The organism is Arenicella xantha (assembly GCF_003315245.1).
Taxonomy (GTDB): domain Bacteria; phylum Pseudomonadota; class Gammaproteobacteria; order Arenicellales; family Arenicellaceae; genus Arenicella; species Arenicella xantha.
In genome coordinates, this window is record NZ_QNRT01000001.1 from 6963 (window position 1) to 32302 (window position 25340).

Here is a 25340-nt window from a genome sequence, read left to right on the forward strand (position 1 = left end):
TTATCAAAGCCGCTTATGGTGCTGCCGTCTGATCCTTCACGTACGGTATTAGATTCACCCGCGACGGTATTGTTGTTCGAGTCATCACGAACCACATTGGAGTCACCTGACACCGTGTTGTTGTCTGATTGATCAACCACTCGATTATTGGTACCGGCAATAGTGTTATCAAACACGTCGTCCACAGTATTGAAACTTCCCGCGACAGTGTTGCCTTCCGAAAGCACCACACTATTTTCCAAGCCAGTAACTTGGTTGTCGTATGCTTCGTCGAGAATGTTACCTTGGCCTGATACCGTGTTGCCATTACTGTCTTCGAGCTCATTATCCAGACCCACCACCGAGTTCTGACCAGAGTTATCCAGTTCATTACTCTCGCCGGCTACCACATTATCATTACTGAAGTTGACTACATCATTGCTGACACCCGACACCGTATTGCCATTACTGTCATCAACTAAATTGTCAGCACCAACAACTTGATTAGCCTGTGACTCATTGGTAATCGTGTTCTCATAACCTGCAACGCTATTGGCATCACTATCGTCTTCAATGGTATTACCCAAGCCAGCGACAGTATTACCATTACTTTCGTCAACGGTATTCTCGGCACCTGCTACCTGGTTGTCCAACGCGTCATTCAGTACGTTTCCATACCCCGAAACTTGGTTCGCTTCAGAATCAGTCAGCTCATTCAATAAACCTGAAACGGTGTTGCCGTCGGAGTTGTCCACAACATTAAGCTCGCCCGCCACGGTGTTCGCATCGGAACCATTTACCAGCGTATTGCTTTGACCGGACACTGAGTTCGCATCACTGTCATTTAATAGGTTGGTAGATCCGCTTACATTATTTTGGTCAGAACCATTGAGTACTTGGTTGGCGTTACCGCTAACGGCATTATCATCACTGCCATTGACTAGGTTTGCATTACCCGATACCGCGTTGCGATCAGACCCCAAAATTACTTGATTGCCGTTACCACTGACATCGTTGTCATCACTGCTATCCAGCAAATTATTGTTACCTGACACACTGTTACGATCCGCACCATTTACTAGACGGTTGGAGTTACCACTTACGGCATTCTGATCACTGCTGTCCAGCAAGTTAGACGCACCGGAAACATCGTTCTGATCGGAGCCCGAGATCAACACATTCGAATCACCACCGACGGTGTTCTGACTTGAAGCGTCGACTAAGTTAGTATTACCTGATACATCATTTTGGTTTGCGCCATTTACTAGCCGGTTCGCGTTTCCGCTAACACTATTTTGATCCGAACCCTCCAACAGGTTCGCACTACCAGACACGGCGTTTTGATCTGAGCCATTCAGTAGCTGATTGGCACTCCCACTAACCGCATTTTGATCGGCCCCGTTGAGTAGGTTTCCATTGCCAGAAACGTCATTTTGATCCGAGCCATTAAGCAGCTGGTTAGCATTGCCAGCCACAGAGTTTTGATTACTAGCATTAACCAAGTTAGCGGCACCTGATACATCATTTTGATTTGAGCTAATTACTTGATTAGCGTTGCCGCTAACGTCGTTCTGATCAGAGTTATTCAGCAAATTAGATGAACCCGACACATTATTTTGATCGGAACCGACGACAAGTTGGTTACCTGAGCCACTGATATCGTTTTGGTCACTATCATTCACGAAGTTGGCACTACCTGAAACTTGATTTCCATCAGCTCCGGCAACAACATTATTATTGTTCCCGCTGACGGTGTTATTGTCACTGTCGTCCACCGTATTGAAAACACCACTCACGGTATTGGCCGTGGCACCTGTCGAAACTAGATTATTGTTGCCGCCAAGAATAATATTGTCTTCAGTTCCATCGCCAGAAATGGTGTTATCGTGACCACCCAAAATAGCATTGTGGTCGCCATTAATAGTGTTAATAACATTATCTTCACCACCGATAGCCACGTTGTCGGCTCCACCAGTCACCATCAAGTCATTACCAATCGCGATGTTACCGTCACCCGCGACAGTATTGCGATTGCCCACTGAAATTGAATCGGTACCACTGACATTGTTCGCGCCACCAGTAATCGCCAAGTTCTCGCCATTAGCCGTATTGTCGTCACCCAGCACCGTGTTGTTATCACCACCGCCTACAATATTGTCGTCACCGAGAATATTATTGTCGTTGCTGCTTATCGAGTTTCGGTCGCCAGTCAGCAAGTTGTCATCACCGGATAAGTTAAGGTTATCGTCACCAGAAACCTGATTATTGTTGCCTGTTAACCCAGAGTTTCCGTCACCGTTAATATCGTTATCACTACCCGTTAAACCAGTATTTTGATTACCACTGACTTGGTTGGCATTGCCACTAAGGCCATCATTGTTATTACCAATAATCGTATTATTATTGCCCGCAACGTTGTCGTTGCTCGTGCCAACAACGCGATTATTATTACCTTGCAGGTTGGTATTGTTATCGCCGGTCAGTAAATTACTATCGCCAACAAGATCGGTATTTCCATCGCCTGCAACTTGATTATTGTTACCGGTTAGGCCCGAGTTACCATCACCAGTGATGTCGTTGCGGTTACCTGACAAACCGGAGTTTTGATTACCGCTGACTTGGTTCGCATTACCCGTGAGGTCGTCATTATTGTTACCGATGATCGTATTGTTATTTCCGGTAACGCTCTCGTTGCTCACACCAATTACACGGTTATTGTTACCAACCAAATCAGCATTATCGTCGCCAGTCACAAGGTTATTGTCACCTACTAAACCAGTGTTGCTATCACCGACGACTTGATTGTTATCGCCACTCAAGCCGGTATTGTTATTACCCGAAACAGCATTATCGGCACCGGCAACGCCATTGCCGTCGCCGACAATCGTATTATTGCCACCCACAGTAATAGAGTTGTTATCACCCACGATATTGTTTTCGTCAGTATCGATTTGATCATTATTATTCCCAAAGACGCGATTATTGTTGCCGTCCATGCCTGTGTTGCCGCTGCCAGCAACCGTATTATTATCGCCATCGAGGTTATCGTTATCATTACCGGTGACGACATTGCCGTCACCATCCATTCCGCCATTGCCGTTACCGAAAATCGAGTTATCGTCGCCACCCAAACCAGTATTGTTCGAGCCGCTAACCGTATTATTAGATCCTTGCATGTTGGCATTGGTATTACCGGTAACAACGTTGTCATTGCCGTCGACATTATTGTTACCGTTACCGACAATCACATTTCCATCGCCTTCAATTCCATTATTAGAATTACCAACAATGCTGTTACCGTCGCCATCTAAGTTAAAGTTGTCATCACCAAAAACAGCATTATCGTTACCATCCATGTTCGAGTTGCCGTTACCGGAGATGAAATTATCATTTCCGCGGACGAGCTCATTACCGCTGCCGAGCACCGTATTATCGTTGCCGGACATATCAGTATTTGCGCTACCCGTCACGGCATTACCGCTACCGGACATACCGCTATTGCCATCACCCGTAAGCACATTGTTGTCGCCAGACATATCGTCATTATCATCACCAATAATGAGATTCGAATCTCCAGTCACATTGTCGTTTAGGCTACCAAAAATATCATTCCCATCACCATCGACGCCGGTATTGGCATCACCCACGATATTGTTGAAGTTACCTGCCATATCGGTATTGCCGTCACCCACAACCGCGTTATCGCTGCCCGACATTGCATCATTATTGTCGCCAATAATAAGGTTCGAATCACCCGTCACACCGTCATTCAAACTACCGAAAATGTCGTTGCCATCGCCATCGACGTCGGTATTAGCATCGCCCACCACATTATTAAATGTGCCTGACATGCCCGTATTCCCGTTGCCGACAACTTGATTGTTGTCGCCATCCATATCACTATTACTGTTACCGGTGATTTGGTTGCCACTACCCGACGTTCCGGTATTACCTGTACCCAAAACCTGATTGTCGTCCCCTGACATATTGCTATTTGCATCACCGACAATAAGATTGTCATCACCAGTAATGTTGTTATTCAAGCTACCAACAATGTCGTTGCCATCGCCATCCACATCAACGTTAGCATCACCAACTACATTATTGAACTGACCAGACATCCCATCGTTTCGGTCACCAACAATCAAGTTGTTGTCACCGTCAACATTGTCGTTATCACTACCGTATATATTGTTGTTGTCACCAGACAAGTTCACATTAGTATCGCCATATACGGCGTTCCCACTGCCACTCAACCCAGTATTGCCAGAACCGAACACCCCTAGATTATTATCGCCCGACACTTCGTTGTCGCGGCCAAATATCTCATTGTTGTCGCCGGTGACCGTATTAGACTCTCCGACTACCAGGTTATCGGCAGCACCACCATCAACCAGATTATTTTGCCCATCAACAATATTATTATCGCTACCATCGTTTATAAGGTTGCCGCTACCGCTAACCAAATTATCACTGGCATTATTGACGGTGTTATCGAAACCATTAACCTGGTTATTTTGAGTCGTGCCGCCGTCATTAGCATTAATTGCATTGCCTGCCCCGATCACCCAATTACTCTGCGCCCTGCTACCAGACGATCCAGAAATTGTGTTATCGGTACCGTCTACATAGTTATCCGATACAGTTGATTCGCCTGTCGCTGTAAGTGTGTTTTCTACGCCGACCAAGATATTGTCATCGGCAACAGAGTCAGCCACGTCAATATCATTGTCCTGGCCGGACAAAATATTATTGTCGGCGCTGGCATCAGCTGTCGTCGCAATAACAACTATATCGTTGTCATCGCCAATCAACTCATTATCGTTAGACGTCGCGGTAAAACCATTTGACGCGTCAACATCAATCGACGAATCGCTACCATTGATTTCGTTGTCATTAGCACGCGCAACGCCACCATCCAAAGCTCTCGCTTCGATGAAGTTTTCGCCCCCATCAATTTCGTTGTCATTAACGCGAGCGATACTTCCTACACCATCAGCTTCGGCAACTAATTCGTTTTCAGACCCGTCGATATTATTCTGATTCGCTCTTGCGTCGCCTTCGTCATCGGCGAATACGAATAGCCCATTCTCATCTCCATCCACATCATTATCGTTGGCCCGTGCATCACCATTATTGTCAGCCTGCACCTCGATCAACGTATCTGAACCGTTGACATCATTGTCGTTGGCCGCTGCTGAACCACCGTTAGTGGAGTCAACGATTATCGCATTTTCACCACCATCAATTTCATTCTGATTCGCATCTGCAGTACTGTCCGTACCATCTGAGGTGGCAGAGACGAATGTATTATTACCGTTTATACTGTTGTCGTTGGCTCTAGCTTGTGCGCCGTCAGTGGCACCTGCTACCAATATGTTTTGATTACCCTCAACTGAGTTTTCATTCGCACGTGCGATAGAATCGGCACCAATTGCTGCCGCACCATTTACATTATTTACACCGCTAAGAGTATTATCATTGGCCGCCGCATTCCCTTCATCCAAGGCTAATGCACCACTAACATTTTGCACGCCGTCGATAATATTATTGTTCGCGCGTGCGGTGGCGTCACCCGACCCAATTGCAGTATTTAGGTTTTGCGAGCCATTAATTAGATTATCATTGGCACGCGAGTCGCTGCCTTGGTCCGCCACTGAACCATTAATGTTCTGATTGCCATTAATCAGGTTATTATTGGTTCGCGCTTCACCGCCATCGATGGCAAGCGCACCAGTGATATTTTGCGACCCAGTCAATACATTATCGTTGCTGCGCGCAGAAGAGTCATCGCCAAGCGCTGCTGCGGCCAACGCGTTGCCATTACCACTTAACTCATTATCGTTAATTCGAGACGTCGCATCCGTTCCGTCAGCAGCTCCGATAAAAATGTTATCGCTACCATCCACTGCATTATCATTAATACGTGACGTCGCATCCACACCATCAGCAGAACCGAACACGTTATTATTTGAACCAGTTAAGGTGTTAGCATTCGCGGTAGAAACGCTGTCTGCCGATGTAGTGACTACTTCAATCGAGTTACCGTTGCCATCAATAATATTGTCGTTGGCGCGGTTTGCACCTTGTGACAGAAAAGGGTTTGCTGCAGGTATGCTGCCACCATTGCCGAGCCCATCATTGGCGTTAATCGTGTTGTTATCACCGTTAATAATATTGTCGTTCGCTGGATCTATGAAATTCCCTGAGCCGGTAACAATATTGCCCGAGCCTTCGACCAAGTTGCTGTCGCCTTGGACAAAATTATCGTCGCCCAAGGTGGCATTATTAGTGCCTGAAACATAGGTGTTATCACCATCAACTTCGTTATCATCACCGACTACAATCGAATCAGCGCCAGCTAGTGTGTTGCGTGAACCCAGTAAACTATTTCCATTATCCAAAACCAGCTCGCTGTCGCCACTGCGTAAAGTAACGACACCAGTGCTACCAATCGTTGTGTCGGCGCCACCAGTAGTATTGATACTCGTAGCGCCCTCTATCGAGGTGTCGCCAACTTGGTCTAAGTTTCCTGTATTGCTAATACCGTTGGTAGAGGTAGCACCAGCAACGTTAAGATTTCCGCCAATATCGGCATTGTCCGTGACATTCAGGTCGCCATTATTCTGTAAGGTTCCATCATTAGTTAGACCATCGGTGGTCGCCGCACCATTAACGTCTAAAGTGCCGTCGATAGTGGTTTCATCAAGTGTTGTAAGCGCATCAACATTCAAGCCGCCGTTTACCTGCAAGTCGCCAGCAACATCCACCTCACCATCGCTGGAATCAACAATCTGGCCGCCTTGCATATTGATTTGACCGCCATTCATACGCAGATTGCCGTTGGTAACATCTACATTATCATTAATAACAACGGCGCCTGTGTCGTTAGAGATTTGGCCATTAACATCGAGATTACCGACATTAATTATATTGCCGCCATCAGTATTAACCTGACCGCCATTGGTTCGTACATTGCCACCTTGAATATCGACATTACCGGTAATGTCAGCTCCTCCACCCGATACAGTCAAACCACTGTCAGCAGTTAATGTGTCACCTTGAACGTCGCCGCTTGCATCAATATCCCCATTAACTTGTAGATCACCGGCATTAGTAAACGCACCAGTATTACTAAGTCCGTTAGTGGACGTGGCTCCATCGACATTCAAAGAGCCAGCAATGTCGCTATTACCGCTTACGTTTAGGTTGCCGCCGCCACCGACATTAAGATTACCGCCGCCGGTAACGATATTACCGCCGGCTGAATTGATCGTGCCGCCTTGAGAATTAATCACTCCGCCACCCGTTACGATATTGCCGGCTTGCGTATTAATAACACCACCACCAGTAACGACATTACCGCCAGACGAGTTGATCGTGCCGCCACCCGTTACGATGTTGCCGGCTTGCGTATTGATAACACCACCACCCGTTACGACATTACCGCCAGACGAGTTGATCGTGCCGCCTTGCGAATTAATCACTCCGCCACCCGTTACGATGTTGCCAGCTTGCGTATTGATAACACCACCACCAGTAACGATATTGCCGCCAGCCGATCTGATCGTTCCTCCCTGCGAATTAACCACTCCGCCACCCGTTACGATGTTACTGCCGTTGGTATCGACCCCACCGTTTATAAGCGCACCACCGGCCGCTACAGCAAGCCCATTATCCGCGCTAACAGTATCAGCTTGAACAGCACCGTTAGTGGTAACACCGTCCTCGTTTATCGTGGTTACATTGGTGCCGTCCGTTGAGGTGATTGTATTGTCATCAATAGTCGTGCTTTCGCCACCTTCGGAAGAACGGATATAGCCGCCGCCTGCTTCAGTGATATTACCCGCTCCAGTTTCTGAGATATTCCCATCACCACCCTCGGTAATATTGCCAGTGCCGGTCTCTGAGATATTCCCATCACCACCTTCAGTAATACTACCTCCAGCCCTTTCAGAAATATCACCATCGCCTGTTTCAATAATATTGCCATCGCCACCTTCGAAGATGTCGCCATTGCCCCTCTCAGATATACCACCATCACCACCTTCCGTGATATCTCCAAGGCCGGTCTCAGTCACGCTCTGTGTGTTCACCGCGTTAACTGCTTGAGCGAATGAATGCGAACTATTCGCTCCGAATAATGAAATAATCGAAATAAGAATTAAGACTCGAAAATTTATAGATTTCATATCTGAAGGCCCTCGTGGTGTTTCGGTTAAAGGCGCGAGACGCAAATCGTCTGTGGTTTCGATTGAAGCGAAGAAGGAATGATTGATTTTCATGATTAGGAACCCAATTAGGAACTAATGGCTCGCCGCTGAAGCAGCGAACACAGCACAAATGACGCATAAGGCGCCACAAAGAAATTGACGAAAAGAAAAGCCAGGACGACACGCAACTCTATTCAAGCGTCGAGCTTGAACATCGGTGATGCACAAATTCAATATGTGTTCGAATTGCATTGACCCACCCTAAAACAGACGTTTTTGCACGGGTTCATCGCCATGCAATAAAGGCTCAAGACGACCATCGTCAAGAGGCAAAGAATGTTTACAGTTAGCACTGAGCGGAAGCGCTCGAGAGGGCAGCATCAGATCGATGCTTGGCTCGTAAAAGCCGTGTATACGTGACTGGTCATTAGCAACCCCTCGATGAGAGGCGCTCGTCAACCCTATTGTCTTGAGACGACCCAAAAGTCGTTCTCGAAAAAAATCACCCAACATTTCCCAACCCCAGTTGCGTTTTAACTTAAATTGGGGGGGCGGATCCACATCTAGAAACGACGCTTAACCAATATCAAGTTCCCAAACTTGACGAAAAACAACCCAACCCAATAAGCAGACCTATTCCGCTCCCGACGAAATATAACGATCTACTTGTGCTTGGAAAATACGTAATATGGACTAGCTGAGCAAGGGACTTTAGTCGCATCTGAAAAATGACACGGCAACAATTTCATTAAACGAGCCAGACCTTGACCTTCTAAATAAAGGTGAAAAGCTAACGTTTTCAGTTAGTTATCAAGCTTATGCTTGTGTGCAATCAGTTGCTCGAGCACGGGGAAAAGTTGATCAAAATTTAGCCCAAACACTCCTTTGCTTTGGCCAATTTGGTTCAGAGCCGCGACGGTATTCTCATTTAAACGACCGAATTCGTCGCCCACGTCATACCCCAACATGGACAATAAACGCTGAATTCCTGCAACTTGAGTTTCGAAACGATCAGCATAAGACCGCTTCGCGTAAAAGATATCGATTTTGTTTGAATTGCGCCAATTCTTGTCAACTTGATTAAACTGGATCGCTATTTGATCAGCACTACATTGATTACCGTCAGGAATACGAAAATCCGCTAACTGGACACAAAGCGGCTTTTCTTCACCCCATGAAAATGCATCATCGGGCATCGTTGAGCGAGGATTCGACTCCGCATGCAGGTAATAACTACCTTTCAACAAAGCCACATCCACTGGCACCTCGCAGTTACCTGGGTAGACCTTCCACCAGCCTTCACTGACGGTCCGATCGTCCGTCGTGTCATACCCAACCGCCACCATCAACACTAAATCAGTACGATTACACAATTCAAGTCGAGCCTGGCTACACGTAGACCAAAGCCCACAGAGAATAATTAGGTAATAAGCCAAGCCGCGCATGTCTATGAAGGGATAATTCGCGCAAATTTGCGCTTACCAACTTGCAGTACAAATGGTTCCGATTCAACAATCACCTGCTTCGGATCTGAAACCTTTTCGCCATTAATTTTAACCGCGCCTTGCTTCACCATGCGCATGGCCTCAGAAGTACTCGGGCATAGACCCGCCTCCTTTATAAGGGACGCAATCGGCAGACCTTCGGCACCCATCGGCACCTGCACATCAGCGATATCATCCGGAATAGCATTCTTCTGAAAACGTTGGATAAAATCATTTTTCGCGCTATCAGCCGCCGACGCGTCGTGAAACCGCGTTATGATTTCTTCACACAATAAAAACTTAATATCACGCGGGTTCGCGCCCTGCTGAATTTGCGACTTAAACTCACTAATTTCCGTCAACGGGCGAAAGCTCAATAGTTCAAAATAGCGCCACATCAACTCGTCAGAAATTGACATCAACTTACCGAACATCTCATTTGGCGTATCGGTAATGCCGATATAGTTGCCTAACGATTTAGACATTTTCTGTACGCCGTCTAGGCCTTCTAAGATAGGCACAGTCAAAATCGCCTGTTGCGGCTTGCCGTAAGCTTTTTGCATTTCACGCCCGACCAGCAAATTAAACTTCTGATCGGTCCCACCAAGCTCAACATCCGATTCCAACGCAACCGAATCATAACCTTGAACTAGTGGATACAAAAATTCATGTACTGCGATCGATTGTTGCGCCGCATAACGCTTACTGAAATCGTCCCGCTCTAGCATTCTCGCCACAGTGTATTGCGCAGCAAGGCGAATCATATCCGCCGAGGACATTTGACTCATCCATTCAGAATTAAAGCGAACCTTCGTTAACTCTGGATCCAGAATCTTAAAAACCTGCGCTTGGTAGGTCTCCGCATTTTGCTTTATTTCGGCTTCAGTCAATGCTGGGCGCGTCGCACTTTTGCCAGTTGGGTCACCGATTAAGCCGGTGAAATCGCCGATCAGAAACGTGACATTGTGGCCCAGTTTTTGAAACTGACGGAGCTTATTAATTAGAACCGTGTGCCCCAAATGCAGGTCAGGAGCCGTGGGATCAAAACCAGCCTTAATTTCAAGAGGTTTGCCGGTCGCTAGCTTCGCCTCCAGTTCGGCTTGAGGAATGATTTCGTCTGCGCCACGCAGCAGTTCTTGCATTACTGCCGACGGCGCCTCTGACGTTGCGACTGGAGACTGGTCCGGTGACCGCTTACCCGATGAATGATTTTCTGATGACACGTGTACTCTCTTTCGACTCGTCAGTGATGAATAATATCAATTAAATGAAACAATATTGTGCTTGCAGCCAGATTACCATGCAACAAGCGGTGCTAGGCCGCAAGACTAAACGCTCATTTGTTGAATGACAAGTCATGCCCGCGTCAGATCAGTTAATTTGTTTACGCTATCAAGAAAAAGTCAGAGCCACCAAACCAAATTTGACGCCCGTCCAACAAAATGACAGCAATTTCATCCACTTTTAATGGTAAATATTTGCCATGTTTGGCCGAAACGCGCAGAATGTGCTTCTTAAGTTTTACACAATTTTAAGATTGCAAAGATGCAAAGAGATGAGCAACGACTCTAGCTCAATCCAAAAGACAATCAAAGCAACCCGATAACCACCCAAAATACGCCACTATGCCACCAAGTTTATCGCACCCCCTTGTTATGCTGTTCGCGGACATCCTAAAAGGAAGTGACCGCACTCAACCCGCTAGCCGAACACCAATTCGTAAACATCACTGGGTACTAGGTACCTTAGTGGTATTAACCGGCAGTTGGATAACACATACCACGACCGCAACCATAAAGCCGTTGCCCGACGCTATAGCGCCGACAGCAGGCGCCTTGGAGCTGTCAAACGATGCGGAAAATATAAGCGAAATCTCACCTGTACCCAGTAACGACATAGCATCTCTAGCAGACCTCGAAAAGGTCAATATAGAGACGCTCGGCGATGATTTACCGTTAGCCGCGCCGATTGAAGTGCTGATCTCCAAACAACATGTTATTAAATCTGGTGAATCCCTAGGGGTTATTTTCCGCAAAGAAGGCTTAGGTTATTCGCTGCCGCACAAACTGGCTGAGCACCCAATAGCTGGGAAACTGACATCTATTACCGTCGGTAAAGCATTAACCTTCAAATTTGATCAAGCTAATTCACTACGCCAGATCCGCTATCCAACCAGCTACTTAACCGAGCTAGTTGTTGACATTCAAGACGGCGAAATCACCGGTGCCGACGTTCGAGACTTAGCGTATTCAACACATAAACAAACCGCGTCAGCGGAAATCACCTCATCACTTTATGAGGCGGCCATGGACGCGAAGTTAAGCAACAACATTACCATGGACATGGTCAAAATCTTCGGATGGGATATTGATTTTGTGCAAGATATCCGCGTCGGCGATCGATTCCATGTGGTCTACGAAGACCATCGAGTTGGCGACAAAAAGGTCGCTGATGGAGACATTCTAGCGGCTGAATTCACAACTCAAGGGCAAACCTATCGCGCGATTCGCTTTGTTGACCAACAAGGTGAAGTCAGCTACTACACGCCAGAAGGCGATAGCATGTTGGGCACCTTTCTTCGCTCACCGGTAGAGTTTAGTCGCATTTCCTCGCGTTTTGGTAAGCGGCGTCATCCGATCTCAAAAAAATGGAAAACGCATAAAGGCGTCGATTACGCAGCAAGCCGTGGAACACCAATTATAGCCACCGCTGACGGCAAAGTGATTCACGCCGGTAATAAGGGCGGCTACGGTAAAACTATTGTGTTACGCCACGCCGGCCGATTCACCACCCTGTACGCACACATGAACGGTTTCGCTAAAGGCGTAAAGTCCGGCACCCGAGTAAAACAAGGTCAAACCATCGGCTACGTGGGCACCACCGGATACTCAACCGGCCCACATTTACACTACGAATTTCAGGTTGATGGCGTCCATCGCAACTCATTGACCTACAAAACACCAAAAGCCTCATCAGTGAAGCCGGAAGACCGAAAGGACTTTGAGGCGTTAGTAGCCAGCTTAAGCAAAGAGCTCGACTCAGTGCAAACTGATTACTTATTAGCGAAAGCCAAAAGCTCGACTACACTCTTATAAACCAGTAGGCCAATGATTGAGTATTACATTGGCCTAATGTCCGGCACCAGCATGGACGGCATTGACGCCGCCTTAGTGGCGTTCGAGTCCAGCACTCGCCTATCGGTGATCGATACCGAGTTCACGCCGTTTCCAGACCATTTGAGAAGCGCCATTGCAGAGGCTGCGCGCCCCAATAGCTCGTTACTCAACATTCAAGACTCCCCTCTGCACACCGAACTCGCACAACACTATTCAAATGCGGCATTGTCGTTGCTCGACAAATCCCAGTTCAGTCGCAGTAAAATTCGCGCGATTGCTAACCATGGGCAAACGGTTCGCCATGAACCAAACGCCACACCACCGTTTAGCCTCCAGTTAGGCGACGGCCAAATAATCGCCAACCGCACCAAAGTGACCACGATCACACAGTTCCGTCAAGCCGATTTGGCCGCTGGCGGCCAAGGCGCACCATTGATGCCGGCTTTTCACAACGCAATCTTTTGCGATGGGTCGAGTACTAACAAATTTGTGTTGAACCTCGGTGGCATCGCCAACATTTCTCGCCTGGGGGATAACCCGATCGGCTTTGATACAGGGCCGAGCAATTGCCTCCTTGATCAATGGATTGAGCATCACCTGGGCAAGCGATTTGATCTAAACGGTCAATGGGCTAACACTGGCTCTGTGCTCGAACCAGTGCTCGAAAAATTAATGCATGACCCGTATCTTCAACAAGCCAACCCCAAAAGCACAGGCACGGATTATTATAATCTCGAGTGGCTGGCGCAACAAATTAGCGACCTTGAAACCTTCGCCGCACAAGATATACAAGCGACGCTTCTTGCCTTTACAGTCGAGACCATCGCGCTAGCGTTACAGCAATTGAATGCGGCTCAAGGCTCACTATACGTATGCGGCGGCGGTGCACAGAACCAAGCACTGATGCTTAAATTGCGCGCCAAGCTCGCAAATTTCGAGGTGGCCACCACCGACAAAATCGGCGTGCCGAGTGACTGGGTTGAAGCGGTCGGCTTTGCCTGGCTTGGCTATTGCTTCATGCAGCAGATTCCAAGCAACCTCCCGAGCGTCACCGGTGCATCTGCTGCGGTGGTGCTTGGTGAACGCTTTGAACCGAATTCTTGACCATCAGCATACGACTACCGATGATGATTGGTCGACTCATGCTGTGATCGTAAATAGGCATAAAAAAGAGCGCTTAAAGCGCTCTTTTTTGCACAACCGACTATTACCCTGCCAACGTCATCGATTTGACTATTTGTCACTAAGCAAGTGATGACAAACCAAGCAACATAATCGCTTAAGCTCAATCAGGTACTAAGCCGAGAATGAAGACCCACAGCCACAAGTAGTGCTGGCATTCGGATTATTGATAATAAAACGGGCTCCTTCCAAATCATCTTTATAGTCAATTTTGGCGCCGATCAAGTACTGAAAACTCATCGGATCGACGAGTAGACGTACGCCGTCCCGATCTACCGAGGTATCATCTTCTTGCTGCTCTTCATCAAAAGTGAAGCCATACTGAAATCCAGAGCAACCACCACCTTGTACGTAAACACGTAACTTTAATTGATCATTGGCCTCTTCTTCAATTAGTTCTGCCACCTTACTCGCCGCCGCTGTAGTGAAATCAAGCGGGGATGCTGGTGTAGCTTGTTCAGTCTCTATCATAGTACGTTATCTAAACCTGTTAATCAGAGGGGTCGGGATAGCAGCATAGCGTAAGCGTGTCCGCGCATCCTCACCTTTGTGTTCTTGTCTAATTATGCGGCCAAAACTGACGTTATCAAGCCTCGTTTTTCTCTTTACCGCCGGACACCACATCATACACCGGGGAACTGACATCAGACACTAAACTTCCGTTCAACACCGCGCCCAGCTCCATTTCTACCGCTTTATAGTGGATATCGCCTGTTACTTTCGCATTAGCCTGCAATTCGACATGGCCATTGGATGCAATATTTCCACGAACCGTGCCATTCACTACCACATGCGGCACATTGACGTCGCCTTCAATCACACCTGATTCGCTCAACACCAAGGTACCGTTATTACTATCCTGAGCAGACACATGACCCTTGATATGGCCATCGACTCGCAAACCGCCAGTAAACTCCAAATCGCCCTGTAGAATAGAACCAGAGCCGATCAATGTATCAATCGTTTCAACCGGCTTGCTCGTTTTTTCTTTATTTCTTTTCATAGTAATAACTCATTAATGTGTTTTTCTAAGAAGTCGGAGATACTTCGTTAGTGTTTATAGCTTCAACCGCCGGGCTTGCCACGTCAAACCAGCGCTCAAGTGTCTCGCCATCTTGAAGTGATAGTTCAACTTTAAGCTTAGCCGCCGCAGATAATTCAGACTGCTCAATAAAACCTGAAACCTGCTGAAAATATTGATAACTGACACTTCTCGTACTCGACACTGGCCATTGTGCGAGCGCCGTGTCGTTTTGGTATAGCGTGATCTTCAAATTGCCACGGACTTGATGCTTATGCTTAATCGCTTGCACCAAAGTAATATCGAATGAGAGTCGCCCGTCAGCGTAGGTGTAATCTAAATCTTGAATTGCTGGCCCACTTTGGCCGTCTTCAGGGGAGATAATACTTCGATAAAAATCCAAGCGCGATCCCAATACACTATTTTTTTGCTCGGAATTGGCATACGCCTTTGAAATTTGGCGATAGGCTTCTTCTTGAATCTGCAACTGACGCTGAGCAAAAGCTAAACTTTGTTGCGCCTCAGTTGTTTGAGTTCTATGCTCATCCAAGGTCGAGCGCATTTGCTCAATCAGCGCTTGATCTTCAGCAAATCGCACGTGCCCAGCACGAATACCCTGCCCATATGCAAGATATAGGCACGCAAAGAACACAAAGAACCCGACAACCGTTAACGTCATAATCAACGATCTAGACATCTTAGGGCGGATCGTTAAATCACTGGTCGGCTTGCGGATCATAGTAAATCTCGTTTTTGGGACTCATCGTATAGTTGTCACGGCATGACCGCTGGACTCATCAACCCTAAAGTTTCATCGAGTCCGAGCATAATATTCATGTTTTGTACCGCTTGACCCGCCGCGCCCTTAGTTAGGTTATCAATAACAGACAGGATGACTAATTTGCCCGATCCGCCAGCCTTGTGCAATGCGATTCTACACATATTTGAAGTCTTTACCGAACGCGTGTCGGGATGCGAACCAAGCGGCATCACATCGACAAACGCCTCATCAGCATAAAAGCTAGAAACCATGTGATGGACATCTTCTAGCGACTTATCTAGATCGATCAAATCAGCATAGATTGTGGCATGAATACCCCTTAACATCGGCACCAAATGCGGCACAAAGGTAAGGTCGACCGTGCTTTTAGACACGGATTGAATATTTTGTGTTATCTCAGGATGATGACGATGCCCCGCTACACCATAGGCCCTAAAGCTATCAGCGACTTCGCTGAACAAACTTGCCACATTTGCTCCTCGCCCAGCACCAGTTACTCCTGACTTCGCGTCCACAATCAAATTGTTAGAACGAATCAAGCCAGCCTGCACCAACGGCAACAAGCCCAATGTCGTTGCAGTGGGATAACATCCTGGGTTGGCAACAATCATCGCATTCGTAATCTCTTGACGATTCATCTCAGGCAAGCCGTAGACCGCTTGTGCGACCAACTCAGGACAAGCGTGCTGCATGCCGTACCACTTTTCCCAAGTCGCGATATCACGAATTCGAAAATCAGCAGCCAAATCAATTAACTTAGTACCCGCGGCGGTAAGCGCGCGAGCATGCGTCATTGCTATGCCGTTCGGAGTCGCACTAAAAACGAGATCACATGCCGTTAATAGCTCAGTGTCAGGCGGGCTAAAACATAAGTCGGTGAAACCTCGCAAACTCGGAAACAAATCGACTACTTCGCGACCGGCCTCAGCACGTGAGGTAATTAAGGCAACGTCGATCGATGGATGCGTGACCAACAACCTTAGAAGCTCAACACCGGTATAGCCAGTGCCGCCAATTATTCCAACCTTTATTTTGTTCACGAGAGGATTGAGTCTTTAAGAGGGAGTTTATTAACGTCCCTTAGTTTAGTAGAGTTGTGGTTCCAGTCAACCGCTATCAATCACGGTTCAGGTTAAGCCGGTAAAAAACATCGCTTTTACTCTCACTTCAAAGACACTTCGTCTAAGCAAAAAAAAACGCCAGCACATGGCTGGCGTTTTTTGTCGTCTCTCAACTGCAAGCAGTTGAGGACAAGCCGCAACGAAACGCTTAACGTTTCGAGAACTGTGGCTTGCGACGCGCGCCTTTGAGGCCCACTTTCTTACGTTCGACTTCACGAGCATCACGTGTAACAAAGCCAGCTGCACGAAGTGCAGGTCGCAACGCTTCGTCATAAGCAAGCAGTGCGCGAGTAATGCCGTGTCGGATCGCTCCAGCTTGACCACTACCACCGCCGCCTTGGACGTTAACGTTGATGTCAAAAGTGCCTTCCATATCCAACAAAACTAGCGGCTGACGCACGATCATGCGTGCGGTCTCACGGCCAAAGTACTCGTCTAATGGACGTTGATTAACAGTGATTGAGCCAGCACCTGACTGAATGCGTACACGTGCAGTCGATGATTTACGTCGGCCAGTGCCTAAATATACTTCTGAAGTTGCCATTCGTATCTCCTAGATTTCGAGTGCTTTTGGCTCTTGAGCTTGATGCTTGTGCTCAGGACCAACATAGATGTGTAACTTTTTAAACATTGCGCGTCCCAAAGGGTTCTTTGGCAACATGCCACGCACTGCATTTTCGATAATACGCTCAGGTGCATGCTCACGAAGTTTGCGAACATTGACATCTTTAATACCACCGGGGAAACCAGTGTGTCGGTAGTACATTTTGTCTTCTTCTTTATTACCAGTTACGGCAATTTTCTCAGCATTGATAACCACGATATGGTCACCAGTGTCGACGTGCGGAGTGTATTCAGGTTTGTGTTTGCCACGCAAACGAACGGCGATTTCAGTCGCCACACGGCCAAGCACTTTGTCAGCGGCGTCAATGACGAACCACTCGCGCTTTACCTCTGCTGGCTTTGCGGAAAATGTTTTCATGTTTATTTCTACAGTCTATGTCTTTTCTTCAGACGTTGAATTCTTTGTTATTGCCCGAGCTCTGTAACCAAGGGTCCAAATAACGATCCGAGCGGAGAATCCCGCAAGGACGCGCGATAATAAGAGACTCTGGCTTGATTATCAAGACAAGTTCGCGTTAAAGCCGGTAAAAACGCTATACATGCAAGCAAAGACGTTTCGAGTGGACAAAAAAAAGGCGCGACATTTGTCGCGCCCAAACCACCAAAGGAGGATGGAGGAGATGTGCAAGCCAGCTAAACTGCAGCTAACTTTAGAAACTTGTCCGAGTGGTGAGCGCTTTGCTCGCTACCAACCCTACAACTGAATTATGCTGGCAAACCGAGCGCTGGTCAAAGTATATTTACACAACACTTATAGCAACAAGTAGCCATAAGCTGTTGTATATAAACACATATAAACGACCATTATTTTTGATATAACTATGTTTCATGGAATTGAAGGGCATCATTCCTTATTTTTCTCTCTTGGCGGACACATTCTTCGCTTCCTCGATCTATAATTCTTTTATTACGTATTCCGCGCCAACTTAAAGATGAAACACCAGCCCAGCACATTCATAGATCAACTTGTTAGCAGTCTCGACCACGGGCTACGCAGCACATTTACCAAACCAGCGGCCGACCGAGTGTCTCCCGGCGATGCAATTCAGCAAGACCCGCTGCATGAACAACCCAATCTAAAGCAATACTCAGCCTCGTTGATGCGGGTAAACCATGTTGGTGAAGTATGCGCTCAAGCCCTTTACCAAGGTCAAGCGTTAACCTCGCGGTCGCCAGAAGTTAGAAAGAAGATGCAATACGCCGCAAAGGAAGAAATTGATCACCTAAACTGGTGCTATCAACGAATTGAACAACTTGACGGTCACACTAGCTACTTAAACCCTATCTGGTATTTGGGGTCACTGGCATTAGGAATCGGCGCTGGTTTAACCGGAGATCGGTGGAGCTTAGGCTTTTTGGCTGAAACTGAGCGACAAGTTGTTGAGCATCTTGAATCACATTTAGATCGGCTGCCAAAACAAGACACGATTAGCCGTGCGGTCGTCACACAAATGGCCAAAGATGAAGCTCAGCACGCGGATATGGCCGAAACCAGTGGCGCGGCAGAACTACCGAGACCAATAAAAGATTTAATGCGCGCTACCGCGAAAATCATGACGACGCTAAGCGAGAAAATCTAGTGGCCAAGCGAAGTAAGCGTCAATCAAAACTAGGCGCTCTGATGCGAGCAATCGATCCGCAGTAGGCAAGCTATATTAACTCGATTCCGCGTGCTTACGAGCAACATGCGCAACCAATAACGCCGCCGACAACAAGGCGACTGCACCGGCCTGATGTGCCGCTCCCAGTGCGACTGGCACGCGTGTTACCAGCGCTGAAATTCCGAGCGTAACTTGCAGCAGCATAAGCCCCAGTAAAACCCACGCATAAGTTTGAAATGCTTGACGCCTAGACACCCAGAAACACGCCAGCACGGTTAACGCTACCAACACAGCAATTGCGCGATGGATAAATTGGATGGTAATTGGGTTTTCAAATAAATTGCGCCATGCAGGCTGCATATTAGCGATGCCCACTGGCACCCACTCACCATTCATCAACGGAAAGGTATTCATGATGTAACCGGCTTTAGTGCCAGCAACAAAACCGCCGCTTAACATCATGACGAACACCACCAATACAGCTGCCGCGGTCCACTTAAGGTAGCCAGCAGAAACATTAGCAGACTTAGTTTCACCCCGCAGAAAATCCATGGCGAACCACAACATCGTGGCAAAGATAATCAAAGCTAAGCCAAGGTGCGCCGTTAGGCGGTACTGACTAACTCGTGGCATATCAACTAGACCACTTTTAACCATATACCAACCCATCAAGCCTTGTAGCCCACCCAGCACAAACAAGCCAAATAAGCGACCGTACCATGCCTTGGGAACCATTCCTCTATACAGAAATATCAATAGCGGAATGAGGTATATCAAGCCAATAACTCGACCCAGTACACGATGCCCATATTCCCAATAGAAAATGGATTTAAACTCATGCAGCGACATACCCGCATTCACTTTCAAATACTCTGGTGAGAGCCGGTACTTCTCAAACACAGCCATCCATTCAGCCTCACCAATCGGCGGAATAATACCCATTATTGGAGACCATTCCACCATAGACAAGCCAGACTGAGTAAGGCGGGTAACACCGCCAACGACTATCATCAGGTAGACGACAGCAGCGCAAAACAACAGCCAATAACCGAGCGCTAAGGCATGCCGATATTCCGGTGTTTGATTCATGGTATTCATTGATCAGTGAACTGAGCGCCGATCGTATCGGATGGCGGTGAACAATTAGTAGAAATTATGTGAAGCAGCGCGCCGCTACGACATTGCAACGCGCTGACAACATTTAAGGTGATGAATCGTTAGATGTCCTGAAACACCAAGGTTGCATTAGTGCCGCCAAAACCGAAACTATTCGACATGATTGTGCGAACCTTTTGGCTCAAGTTTTCCAACAAAATGGGCAAACCCAACGCCGCAGGATCCAAGTCTTTGATATTAGCCGATGCCGTTAAGAACTTTTCTTTCATCATAATCAGTGAATAAATCGCCTCGTGCACACCAGCTGCACCTAAAGCATGACCAGACAAAGATTTAGTCGCACTAATGAATGGCACTTTATCTTTGAACACTGCTTTTAATGCTTCTAGCTCTTTTAGATCACCAACTGGCGTCGACGTTCCATGAGTGTTTACATAATCAATAGGGCCGTCTACCGTCTCCATCGCTTGCTGCATACAACGAATCGCTCCTTCACCGGATGGTGCAACCATGTCATAGCCATCAGACGTTGCGCCAAAGCCAACTAACTCAGCATAGATCTTGGCGCCGCGAGCTTTTGCGTGCTCATAATCTTCCAATACTAAAATGCCACCACCACCGGCGATTACAAATCCGTCTCGATTGGCATCATAAGTACGGGATGCGCTGGTTGGTGTGTCGTTATATTTACTCGACATTGCTCCCATTGCATCAAATAAAATCGACATAGTCCAATGCTCTTCTTCGCCGCCACCGGCAAACACCGTGTGATGACGACCACCGCGAATAAGATCCGCAGCGTGGCCGATACAGTGCGCACTAGTTGAACAGGCCGAGCTGATTGAGTAACTAGTACCCTGAATACCAAACATAGTCGACAAACAGGCAGATGTAGTACTGCCCATCGTTTTCGGAACTGCGTACGGACCAACACGCTTAACGCCGCGTTCTTTAGCAATCTCAGCGGCCAGTACGTTATTAGACGGTGAACCACCGCCCGAACCAGTAATCAAGCCGACGCGAGGATCTCGCAATGACTCAGGGTCGAGGCCAGCATCTTCAATCGCTTGCTCCATCGCAATATAGCTAAATGCGGCCGCATCGCCCATAAAACGAAGTTTCTTACGATCGATCAGCGCCGCTTGGTCGATATGAATTCGACCAGCAATCTGACTGCGCATACCAAGCTCAGCATAATCCTCACAGAACTGAATACCTGACTTGCCATTTCGCAAACTTTCTGTAACTGACGCCACATCATTGCCAAGACTCGACACTACACCCATTCCGGTAACAACTACTCTATTCATCACATTCACTCTTTCGATTCTGTGTTGCGTTAATTATTTGTCAGCGCCGAACAGCCCGACTTTCAAATCTTTCATCGTGTAGATGCACTCGCCATCAAGCAAGACTTTCGCATCACCGATGCCCATATTTAAGCGTCGCGAAATCACGCGCTTCATCTCAACTTCGTAGCGCACCAATTTAGCATCAGGCTCCACTTGGCCGGTAAACTTAACTTCGCCTACGCCCAATGCGCGACCTTTACCAGGCATACCCAACCATGAGAGATAAAATCCCACCAGCTGCCACACAGCATCAAGCCCCAAGCAGCCAGGCATAACAGGGTCACCTTTAAAGTGACAATCGAAAAACCACAACTCAGGTTTGATATCAAGCTCAGCGATCACCATGCCCTTACCGTGACTGCCACCGTCATCATTAATCTCAACGATACGGTCAAACATCAACATCGGAGGAAGAGGAAGTCGCGACATGTCCTGACCTGGCAACTCTCCATTGCCATGAGCGATAATGTCTTGGTAACTATAGCTACTTTGCTTTTTCATAATATTACAGGGAAAAGGTTTCGGCTTAGGCTCGACTTAATTCAAGCTATCCGCATTTATTTGTCGGATGCAAGACTAACCGCTAACCAAAAAAAATCAAGCGTAATTCAATACTATACATAACCTTACCATTAGTTCGATAGAACAAAAAAGAGCACAACAGGCAAAGAAATAACCGCAAAGAAATTACCAATCAGCACCATCGAAGCCACTGCATCAGGCTCAGTTTGGTATTGCTCAGCGAGAATAAAGTTGACCACAGCTGGTGGTAAAGCTCCAAACAAAATCAGAATATTTTGATGCATTGCACTCATGGGAATCAATTCAATCAGCAGCAAGGCCAGAGCCACACCGACCATCGGGCAGAACATGGCCATAATGACACCAGCACGAGAATCTTTCCAACTAGCGCGAGTGAGCCGCACCCCAAGCGAAAACAACATCAAAGGAATTGCAATTTGCCCTAGCATCTCAACGGACTTATCAAACGCCAGCGGTAATCGAATATCCAGAAAGTTAAAGGCTCCACCTAATATGACCGCCACGATAACCGGCGTTTTGAGCACTTCCAAACTAGACAATTTTCCCGAGTAAATATACGTGCCAATGGTGAAACACAGAATATTTCCGGCCACCACCAACATCACCCCAGCCCCCAATGCCGCATCGCCGAGCGAGAATACGTACAGCGGCAGACCGAGATTCGCCCAATTTGAAAACATTGCAGGCGGTACAAAACCACGCCAAGGCAAGTGAATAAGACGCGCTAAGCCAAATGCGATTACCCCAGAGCCCAGCATGAGAAGCACGCCTGCCAGCATGATCGGAAGATACTGCGATGGGTAAAAGTCTTCTTGGATCATGACGTGGAAAATCAGCGCTGGCATAAACACATCCATTATCAACTGATTAGTTATGCGCATTTCCGGTCGCACACGAGAGCCGTAGAAATAACCCACTGCAGCAATAACAAACAACGGAACGACAATGGAAAAAACTTGTTGGATCATTCTAAAGGAGTGACGTGACTGGAATCAAAGTCCAGTGTAACCTGCGCTCGACACAAGACAAAGATCTAAACGCACTATCCGCAGCCGTTGATTTATACTATGCGGCAATACAAACATGCTGAACCAAACATAGCGACGGCACCATGAGCCAACAGAAAGACCAACTTTTTAGGCAGTTAACCGCAACCCCAGGCAGCTTCACCTTTGACCACCGGGTTGCCAGCGTGTTTGAAGACATGATCTCGCGGTCTGTGCCAGGCTATCAGCAAATCCTACAGATGTTACCGACGCTGACGCGTCAGTTTACTCAAAGCGATGCCAACTATTACGACTTAGGTTGCTCCTTAGGTGCCGGCTTGCTCGCTATGGCAGAAGGGCTAAAAGGCAGCTCCGCGACATTGATCGGCGTCGATAATTCAGCCGCCATGCTAGCCCAAGCAGACAATAATATTTCGCACCTCGATAAATTCACCGTTCGCCTAGAACAGCAAAACATCCAAGACTGTCAGTTCGAGCGCGCGGCCATGATTCTGATGAACTTCACCCTGCAGTTTATTCCGATTGAACATCGAACCACCTTGCTTGAAAGACTTTATCAGAGCTTACTGCCAGGTGGTGCCTTGGTGCTATCAGAGAAAATTAAGTTTGACGATGTCGGCACCTCTGCGGCTTTAACGAACATCCACCACCAATACAAGTTCGATCAAGGCTATAGCGAGCTGGAAATTAGCCAAAAACGAGATGCCATCGAAAATGTACTCATTCCTGAAACCCTTGACACCCATCTCGACCGACTTAACCAGGCGGGTTTCGCAATCGCCACGCCGTGGGTACAAAACCTCCAATTCGTTTCTATTTTAGCCATTAAATAAACGAACCTTGAGAATCGCTAATGAACTTTGACAACTTCTTCAGCCACCCCGAATTTTCAGCGTGGCATACCGTATTCCACGACGCGATTGAACGACGTACCGACCCGAAACGCCACGGCGACCTACCCGACTGGCTGGCAATTTTACACGAACTGCCTGACGCACGGCCAAGTGAGATACATCTCGATCGCGACACCGTCACTTTCGGTAAGGCGGATGACCTAACCGCAGAACAAGCAGCGAAAATCCGGGCCGGCCTGCTCGCACTTAAGCCGTGGCGCAAAGGACCTTATCAAGTATTCGATACGTTTATTGACACCGAATGGCGATCAGACTGGAAATGGCAGCGCGTCGCTCCGCATATCAGCGACCTGAACAATCGAACGGTATTAGATGTAGGCTGCGGCACCGGTTATCATTGCTGGCGAATGCTCGGCGACGGCGCACGCTACGTCCTCGGGATCGACCCATCGATGCGTTTCATCGTGCAACACTTGGCACTCCAACGCTACGCACATAACCCTCGATTTGACCTACTGCCACTCGGCATCGAAGACATGCCCACTGACATGCCGGTGTTTGACACCGTGTTTTCGATGGGCGTGCTATATCATCGTCGACGCCCGATTGACCATCTATTAGAACTTGCTGGCTTACTACAAGCCGACGGCGAGCTGGTGTTAGAAACGCTAATTATTGATGACGCTGACAATGGCGTGCTCACTCCCAAAGATCGTTACGCAAAAATGCGCAATGTATGGAGTATTATGACCATCGATAAGATTCTCGAACTATTAGCCGAAGCTGGCTTTAAAGATGCTCGATGTGTCGACGTATCAATCACCAGCACCGACGAACAACGCAGTACTGACTGGATGACCTTTCATTCCCTGAAAGAGTTTCTTGATCCGATCGATCAAAGCAAGACGGTAGAAGGATACCCAGCCCCAAAACGCGGCACATTTATCGCTCACCGATAGTCTTGACTGTCTCTCGCCGCGCCGACTAGAAGCAGCAAAAGGTATGCTTCGCATAACCCATAAAAGCAGAGGGGCACATTCACCCCTCTGCTGCTGAACAACCAGTTTATTTACTTCGCCGGTTCATCTCCGGACTTCGCTTTTGCCGCCTTTTTACTAACTGGACTGCTTCGGCAGAATGCTTTGACTTGGCGCCCATCCTTGCGCTCATAGCCTTCGACCCAGCGGCAACTTGAGTTGCTAGCGCAGGCATCGGTATCAAGTCCCTTACAAGCGCTAGCCGCTGAGGCCGATCCAATGGCACCCGCACCGGCTAAGGTGGCGGTGAAGATAAATGACCGAACAATATTATTACTTAGTTTCATAAATGAAAATCTCCGTATAAAA

Annotated in this window: 19 protein-coding genes; 5 read left to right on the forward strand and 14 right to left on the reverse strand. The window is 47.6% G+C overall.

Features of this window, described 5'->3' with window-relative positions:
- The 3 genes from DFR28_RS19605 to tyrS all read right to left on the reverse strand — a co-directional run.
- Positions 1-8171 (reverse strand): beta strand repeat-containing protein (locus DFR28_RS19605; protein WP_170131914.1); only part of this gene is annotated, 8171 nt, incomplete at its 3' end.
- Positions 8172-8995: 824 nt separating this feature from the next.
- A complete protein-coding gene (locus tag DFR28_RS00035) occupies positions 8996-9637 on the reverse strand; it encodes a DUF1036 domain-containing protein (protein WP_113952261.1) in 642 nt (213 codons plus the stop codon).
- A 2-nt stretch (positions 9638-9639) separates the two neighbouring features.
- Positions 9640-10818, reverse strand: coding sequence for a tyrosine--tRNA ligase (gene tyrS, locus DFR28_RS00040; protein WP_113952262.1), 1179 nt, complete (start codon positions 10816-10818; stop codon positions 9640-9642).
- Between the two features lie 513 nt (positions 10819-11331).
- Between tyrS and DFR28_RS00045 the strand changes: the two genes are divergently transcribed.
- Together DFR28_RS00045 and DFR28_RS00050 are read left to right on the forward strand one after the other, a co-directional pair.
- Entirely contained in the window at positions 11332-12771 is a 1440-nt protein-coding gene (locus tag DFR28_RS00045) for a M23 family metallopeptidase (RefSeq protein WP_170131915.1), read from the forward strand.
- Positions 12772-12783: 12 nt separating this feature from the next.
- Positions 12784-13896, forward strand: coding sequence for an anhydro-N-acetylmuramic acid kinase (locus DFR28_RS00050; RefSeq protein ID WP_113952264.1), 1113 nt, complete (start codon positions 12784-12786; stop codon positions 13894-13896).
- 192 nt (positions 13897-14088) lie between these two features.
- On the opposite strand, the gene erpA is transcribed toward DFR28_RS00050, so the two are convergent.
- From erpA to rplM, 6 genes are all read right to left on the reverse strand, one after another.
- The gene (gene erpA / locus DFR28_RS00055; protein ID WP_113952265.1) at positions 14089-14445 is read right to left on the reverse strand and encodes an iron-sulfur cluster insertion protein ErpA; all 357 of its coding nucleotides are present in this window, start codon (positions 14443-14445) and stop codon (positions 14089-14091) included.
- A 115-nt stretch (positions 14446-14560) separates the two neighbouring features.
- The gene (locus DFR28_RS00060; protein WP_113952266.1) at positions 14561-14977 is read right to left on the reverse strand and encodes a bactofilin family protein; all 417 of its coding nucleotides are present in this window, start codon (positions 14975-14977) and stop codon (positions 14561-14563) included.
- A 25-nt stretch (positions 14978-15002) separates the two neighbouring features.
- Entirely contained in the window at positions 15003-15734 is a 732-nt protein-coding gene (locus DFR28_RS00065) for a DUF6776 family protein (RefSeq protein WP_113952267.1), read from the reverse strand.
- Positions 15735-15769: 35 nt separating this feature from the next.
- Positions 15770-16816 (reverse strand): N-acetyl-gamma-glutamyl-phosphate reductase, encoded by a 1047-nt coding sequence (gene argC / locus DFR28_RS00070; protein ID WP_113952268.1) that lies wholly within the window; start codon positions 16814-16816, stop codon positions 15770-15772.
- Between the two features lie 229 nt (positions 16817-17045).
- Entirely contained in the window at positions 17046-17441 is a 396-nt protein-coding gene (rpsI, locus tag DFR28_RS00075; protein ID WP_113952269.1) for a 30S ribosomal protein S9, read from the reverse strand.
- A 9-nt stretch (positions 17442-17450) separates the two neighbouring features.
- On the reverse strand, positions 17451-17879 hold the full coding sequence (gene rplM / locus DFR28_RS00080; protein WP_113952270.1) for a 50S ribosomal protein L13: 429 nt from the start codon (positions 17877-17879) through the stop codon (positions 17451-17453).
- A 574-nt stretch (positions 17880-18453) separates the two neighbouring features.
- Here rplM and coq7 point away from each other — a divergent pair.
- Positions 18454-19101 (forward strand): 2-polyprenyl-3-methyl-6-methoxy-1,4-benzoquinone monooxygenase, encoded by a 648-nt coding sequence (gene coq7, locus DFR28_RS00085; RefSeq protein WP_113952271.1) that lies wholly within the window; start codon positions 18454-18456, stop codon positions 19099-19101.
- A 75-nt stretch (positions 19102-19176) separates the two neighbouring features.
- Here coq7 and DFR28_RS00090 read toward each other — a convergent pair whose 3' ends face one another.
- From DFR28_RS00090 to DFR28_RS00105, 4 genes are all read right to left on the reverse strand, one after another.
- A complete protein-coding gene (locus tag DFR28_RS00090; RefSeq protein WP_211316790.1) occupies positions 19177-20211 on the reverse strand; it encodes a COX15/CtaA family protein in 1035 nt (344 codons plus the stop codon).
- Between the two features lie 128 nt (positions 20212-20339).
- Positions 20340-21548, reverse strand: a complete 1209-nt coding sequence (gene fabB, locus DFR28_RS00095) for a beta-ketoacyl-ACP synthase I (RefSeq protein WP_113952273.1) — start codon at positions 21546-21548, stop codon at positions 20340-20342.
- Positions 21549-21581: 33 nt separating this feature from the next.
- Positions 21582-22091 carry a bifunctional 3-hydroxydecanoyl-ACP dehydratase/trans-2-decenoyl-ACP isomerase gene (fabA, locus tag DFR28_RS00100; protein WP_113952274.1) on the reverse strand — a complete coding sequence of 170 codons (510 nt, stop codon included), beginning with the start codon at positions 22089-22091 and terminating at the stop codon, positions 21582-21584.
- 131 nt (positions 22092-22222) lie between these two features.
- Complete coding sequence (locus DFR28_RS00105) at positions 22223-23101, reverse strand: AEC family transporter (protein WP_113952275.1); 879 nt, start codon at positions 23099-23101, stop codon at positions 22223-22225.
- A gap of 143 nt (positions 23102-23244) precedes the next feature.
- Between DFR28_RS00105 and cmoA the strand changes: the two genes are divergently transcribed.
- Positions 23245-23973, forward strand: a complete 729-nt coding sequence (cmoA, locus tag DFR28_RS00110; RefSeq protein ID WP_113952276.1) for a carboxy-S-adenosyl-L-methionine synthase CmoA — start codon at positions 23245-23247, stop codon at positions 23971-23973.
- A gap of 20 nt (positions 23974-23993) precedes the next feature.
- Positions 23994-24953 carry a tRNA 5-methoxyuridine(34)/uridine 5-oxyacetic acid(34) synthase CmoB gene (gene cmoB, locus DFR28_RS00115; protein ID WP_113952277.1) on the forward strand — a complete coding sequence of 320 codons (960 nt, stop codon included), beginning with the start codon at positions 23994-23996 and terminating at the stop codon, positions 24951-24953.
- A gap of 110 nt (positions 24954-25063) precedes the next feature.
- Here cmoB and DFR28_RS00120 read toward each other — a convergent pair whose 3' ends face one another.
- Positions 25064-25318: a hypothetical protein gene (locus DFR28_RS00120; protein WP_113952278.1), complete on the reverse strand. Its 255-nt coding sequence runs from the start codon at positions 25316-25318 to the stop codon at positions 25064-25066.
- Positions 25319-25340 lie beyond the last annotated feature (22 nt).

Excerpts from the sequence above, each read along its gene's own strand:
- DFR28_RS00035 (WP_113952261.1), bottom strand. The coding sequence starts at position 9,637 with ATGCGCGGCTTGGCTTATTACCTAATTATTCTCTGTGGGCTTTGGTCT.
- tyrS (WP_113952262.1), bottom strand. The coding sequence starts at position 10,818 with ATGCAAGAACTGCTGCGTGGCGCAGACGAAATCATTCCTCAAGCCGAA.
- DFR28_RS00045 (WP_170131915.1), top strand. The coding sequence starts at position 11,332 with ATGCTGTTCGCGGACATCCTAAAAGGAAGTGACCGCACTCAACCCGCT.
- DFR28_RS00050 (WP_113952264.1), top strand. The coding sequence starts at position 12,784 with ATGATTGAGTATTACATTGGCCTAATGTCCGGCACCAGCATGGACGGC.
- erpA (WP_113952265.1), bottom strand. The coding sequence starts at position 14,445 with ATGATAGAGACTGAACAAGCTACACCAGCATCCCCGCTTGATTTCACT.
- DFR28_RS00060 (WP_113952266.1), bottom strand. The coding sequence starts at position 14,977 with ATGAAAAGAAATAAAGAAAAAACGAGCAAGCCGGTTGAAACGATTGAT.
- DFR28_RS00065 (WP_113952267.1), bottom strand. The coding sequence starts at position 15,734 with ATGATCCGCAAGCCGACCAGTGATTTAACGATCCGCCCTAAGATGTCT.
- rpsI (WP_113952269.1), bottom strand. The coding sequence starts at position 17,441 with ATGGCAACTTCAGAAGTATATTTAGGCACTGGCCGACGTAAATCATCG.
- rplM (WP_113952270.1), bottom strand. The coding sequence starts at position 17,879 with ATGAAAACATTTTCCGCAAAGCCAGCAGAGGTAAAGCGCGAGTGGTTC.
- coq7 (WP_113952271.1), top strand. The coding sequence starts at position 18,454 with ATGAAACACCAGCCCAGCACATTCATAGATCAACTTGTTAGCAGTCTC.
- DFR28_RS00090 (WP_211316790.1), bottom strand. The coding sequence starts at position 20,211 with ATGAATCAAACACCGGAATATCGGCATGCCTTAGCGCTCGGTTATTGG.
- fabB (WP_113952273.1), bottom strand. The coding sequence starts at position 21,548 with ATGAATAGAGTAGTTGTTACCGGAATGGGTGTAGTGTCGAGTCTTGGC.
- fabA (WP_113952274.1), bottom strand. The coding sequence starts at position 22,091 with ATGAAAAAGCAAAGTAGCTATAGTTACCAAGACATTATCGCTCATGGC.
- DFR28_RS00105 (WP_113952275.1), bottom strand. The coding sequence starts at position 23,101 with ATGATCCAACAAGTTTTTTCCATTGTCGTTCCGTTGTTTGTTATTGCT.
- cmoA (WP_113952276.1), top strand. The coding sequence starts at position 23,245 with ATGAGCCAACAGAAAGACCAACTTTTTAGGCAGTTAACCGCAACCCCA.
- cmoB (WP_113952277.1), top strand. The coding sequence starts at position 23,994 with ATGAACTTTGACAACTTCTTCAGCCACCCCGAATTTTCAGCGTGGCAT.
- DFR28_RS00120 (WP_113952278.1), bottom strand. The coding sequence starts at position 25,318 with ATGAAACTAAGTAATAATATTGTTCGGTCATTTATCTTCACCGCCACC.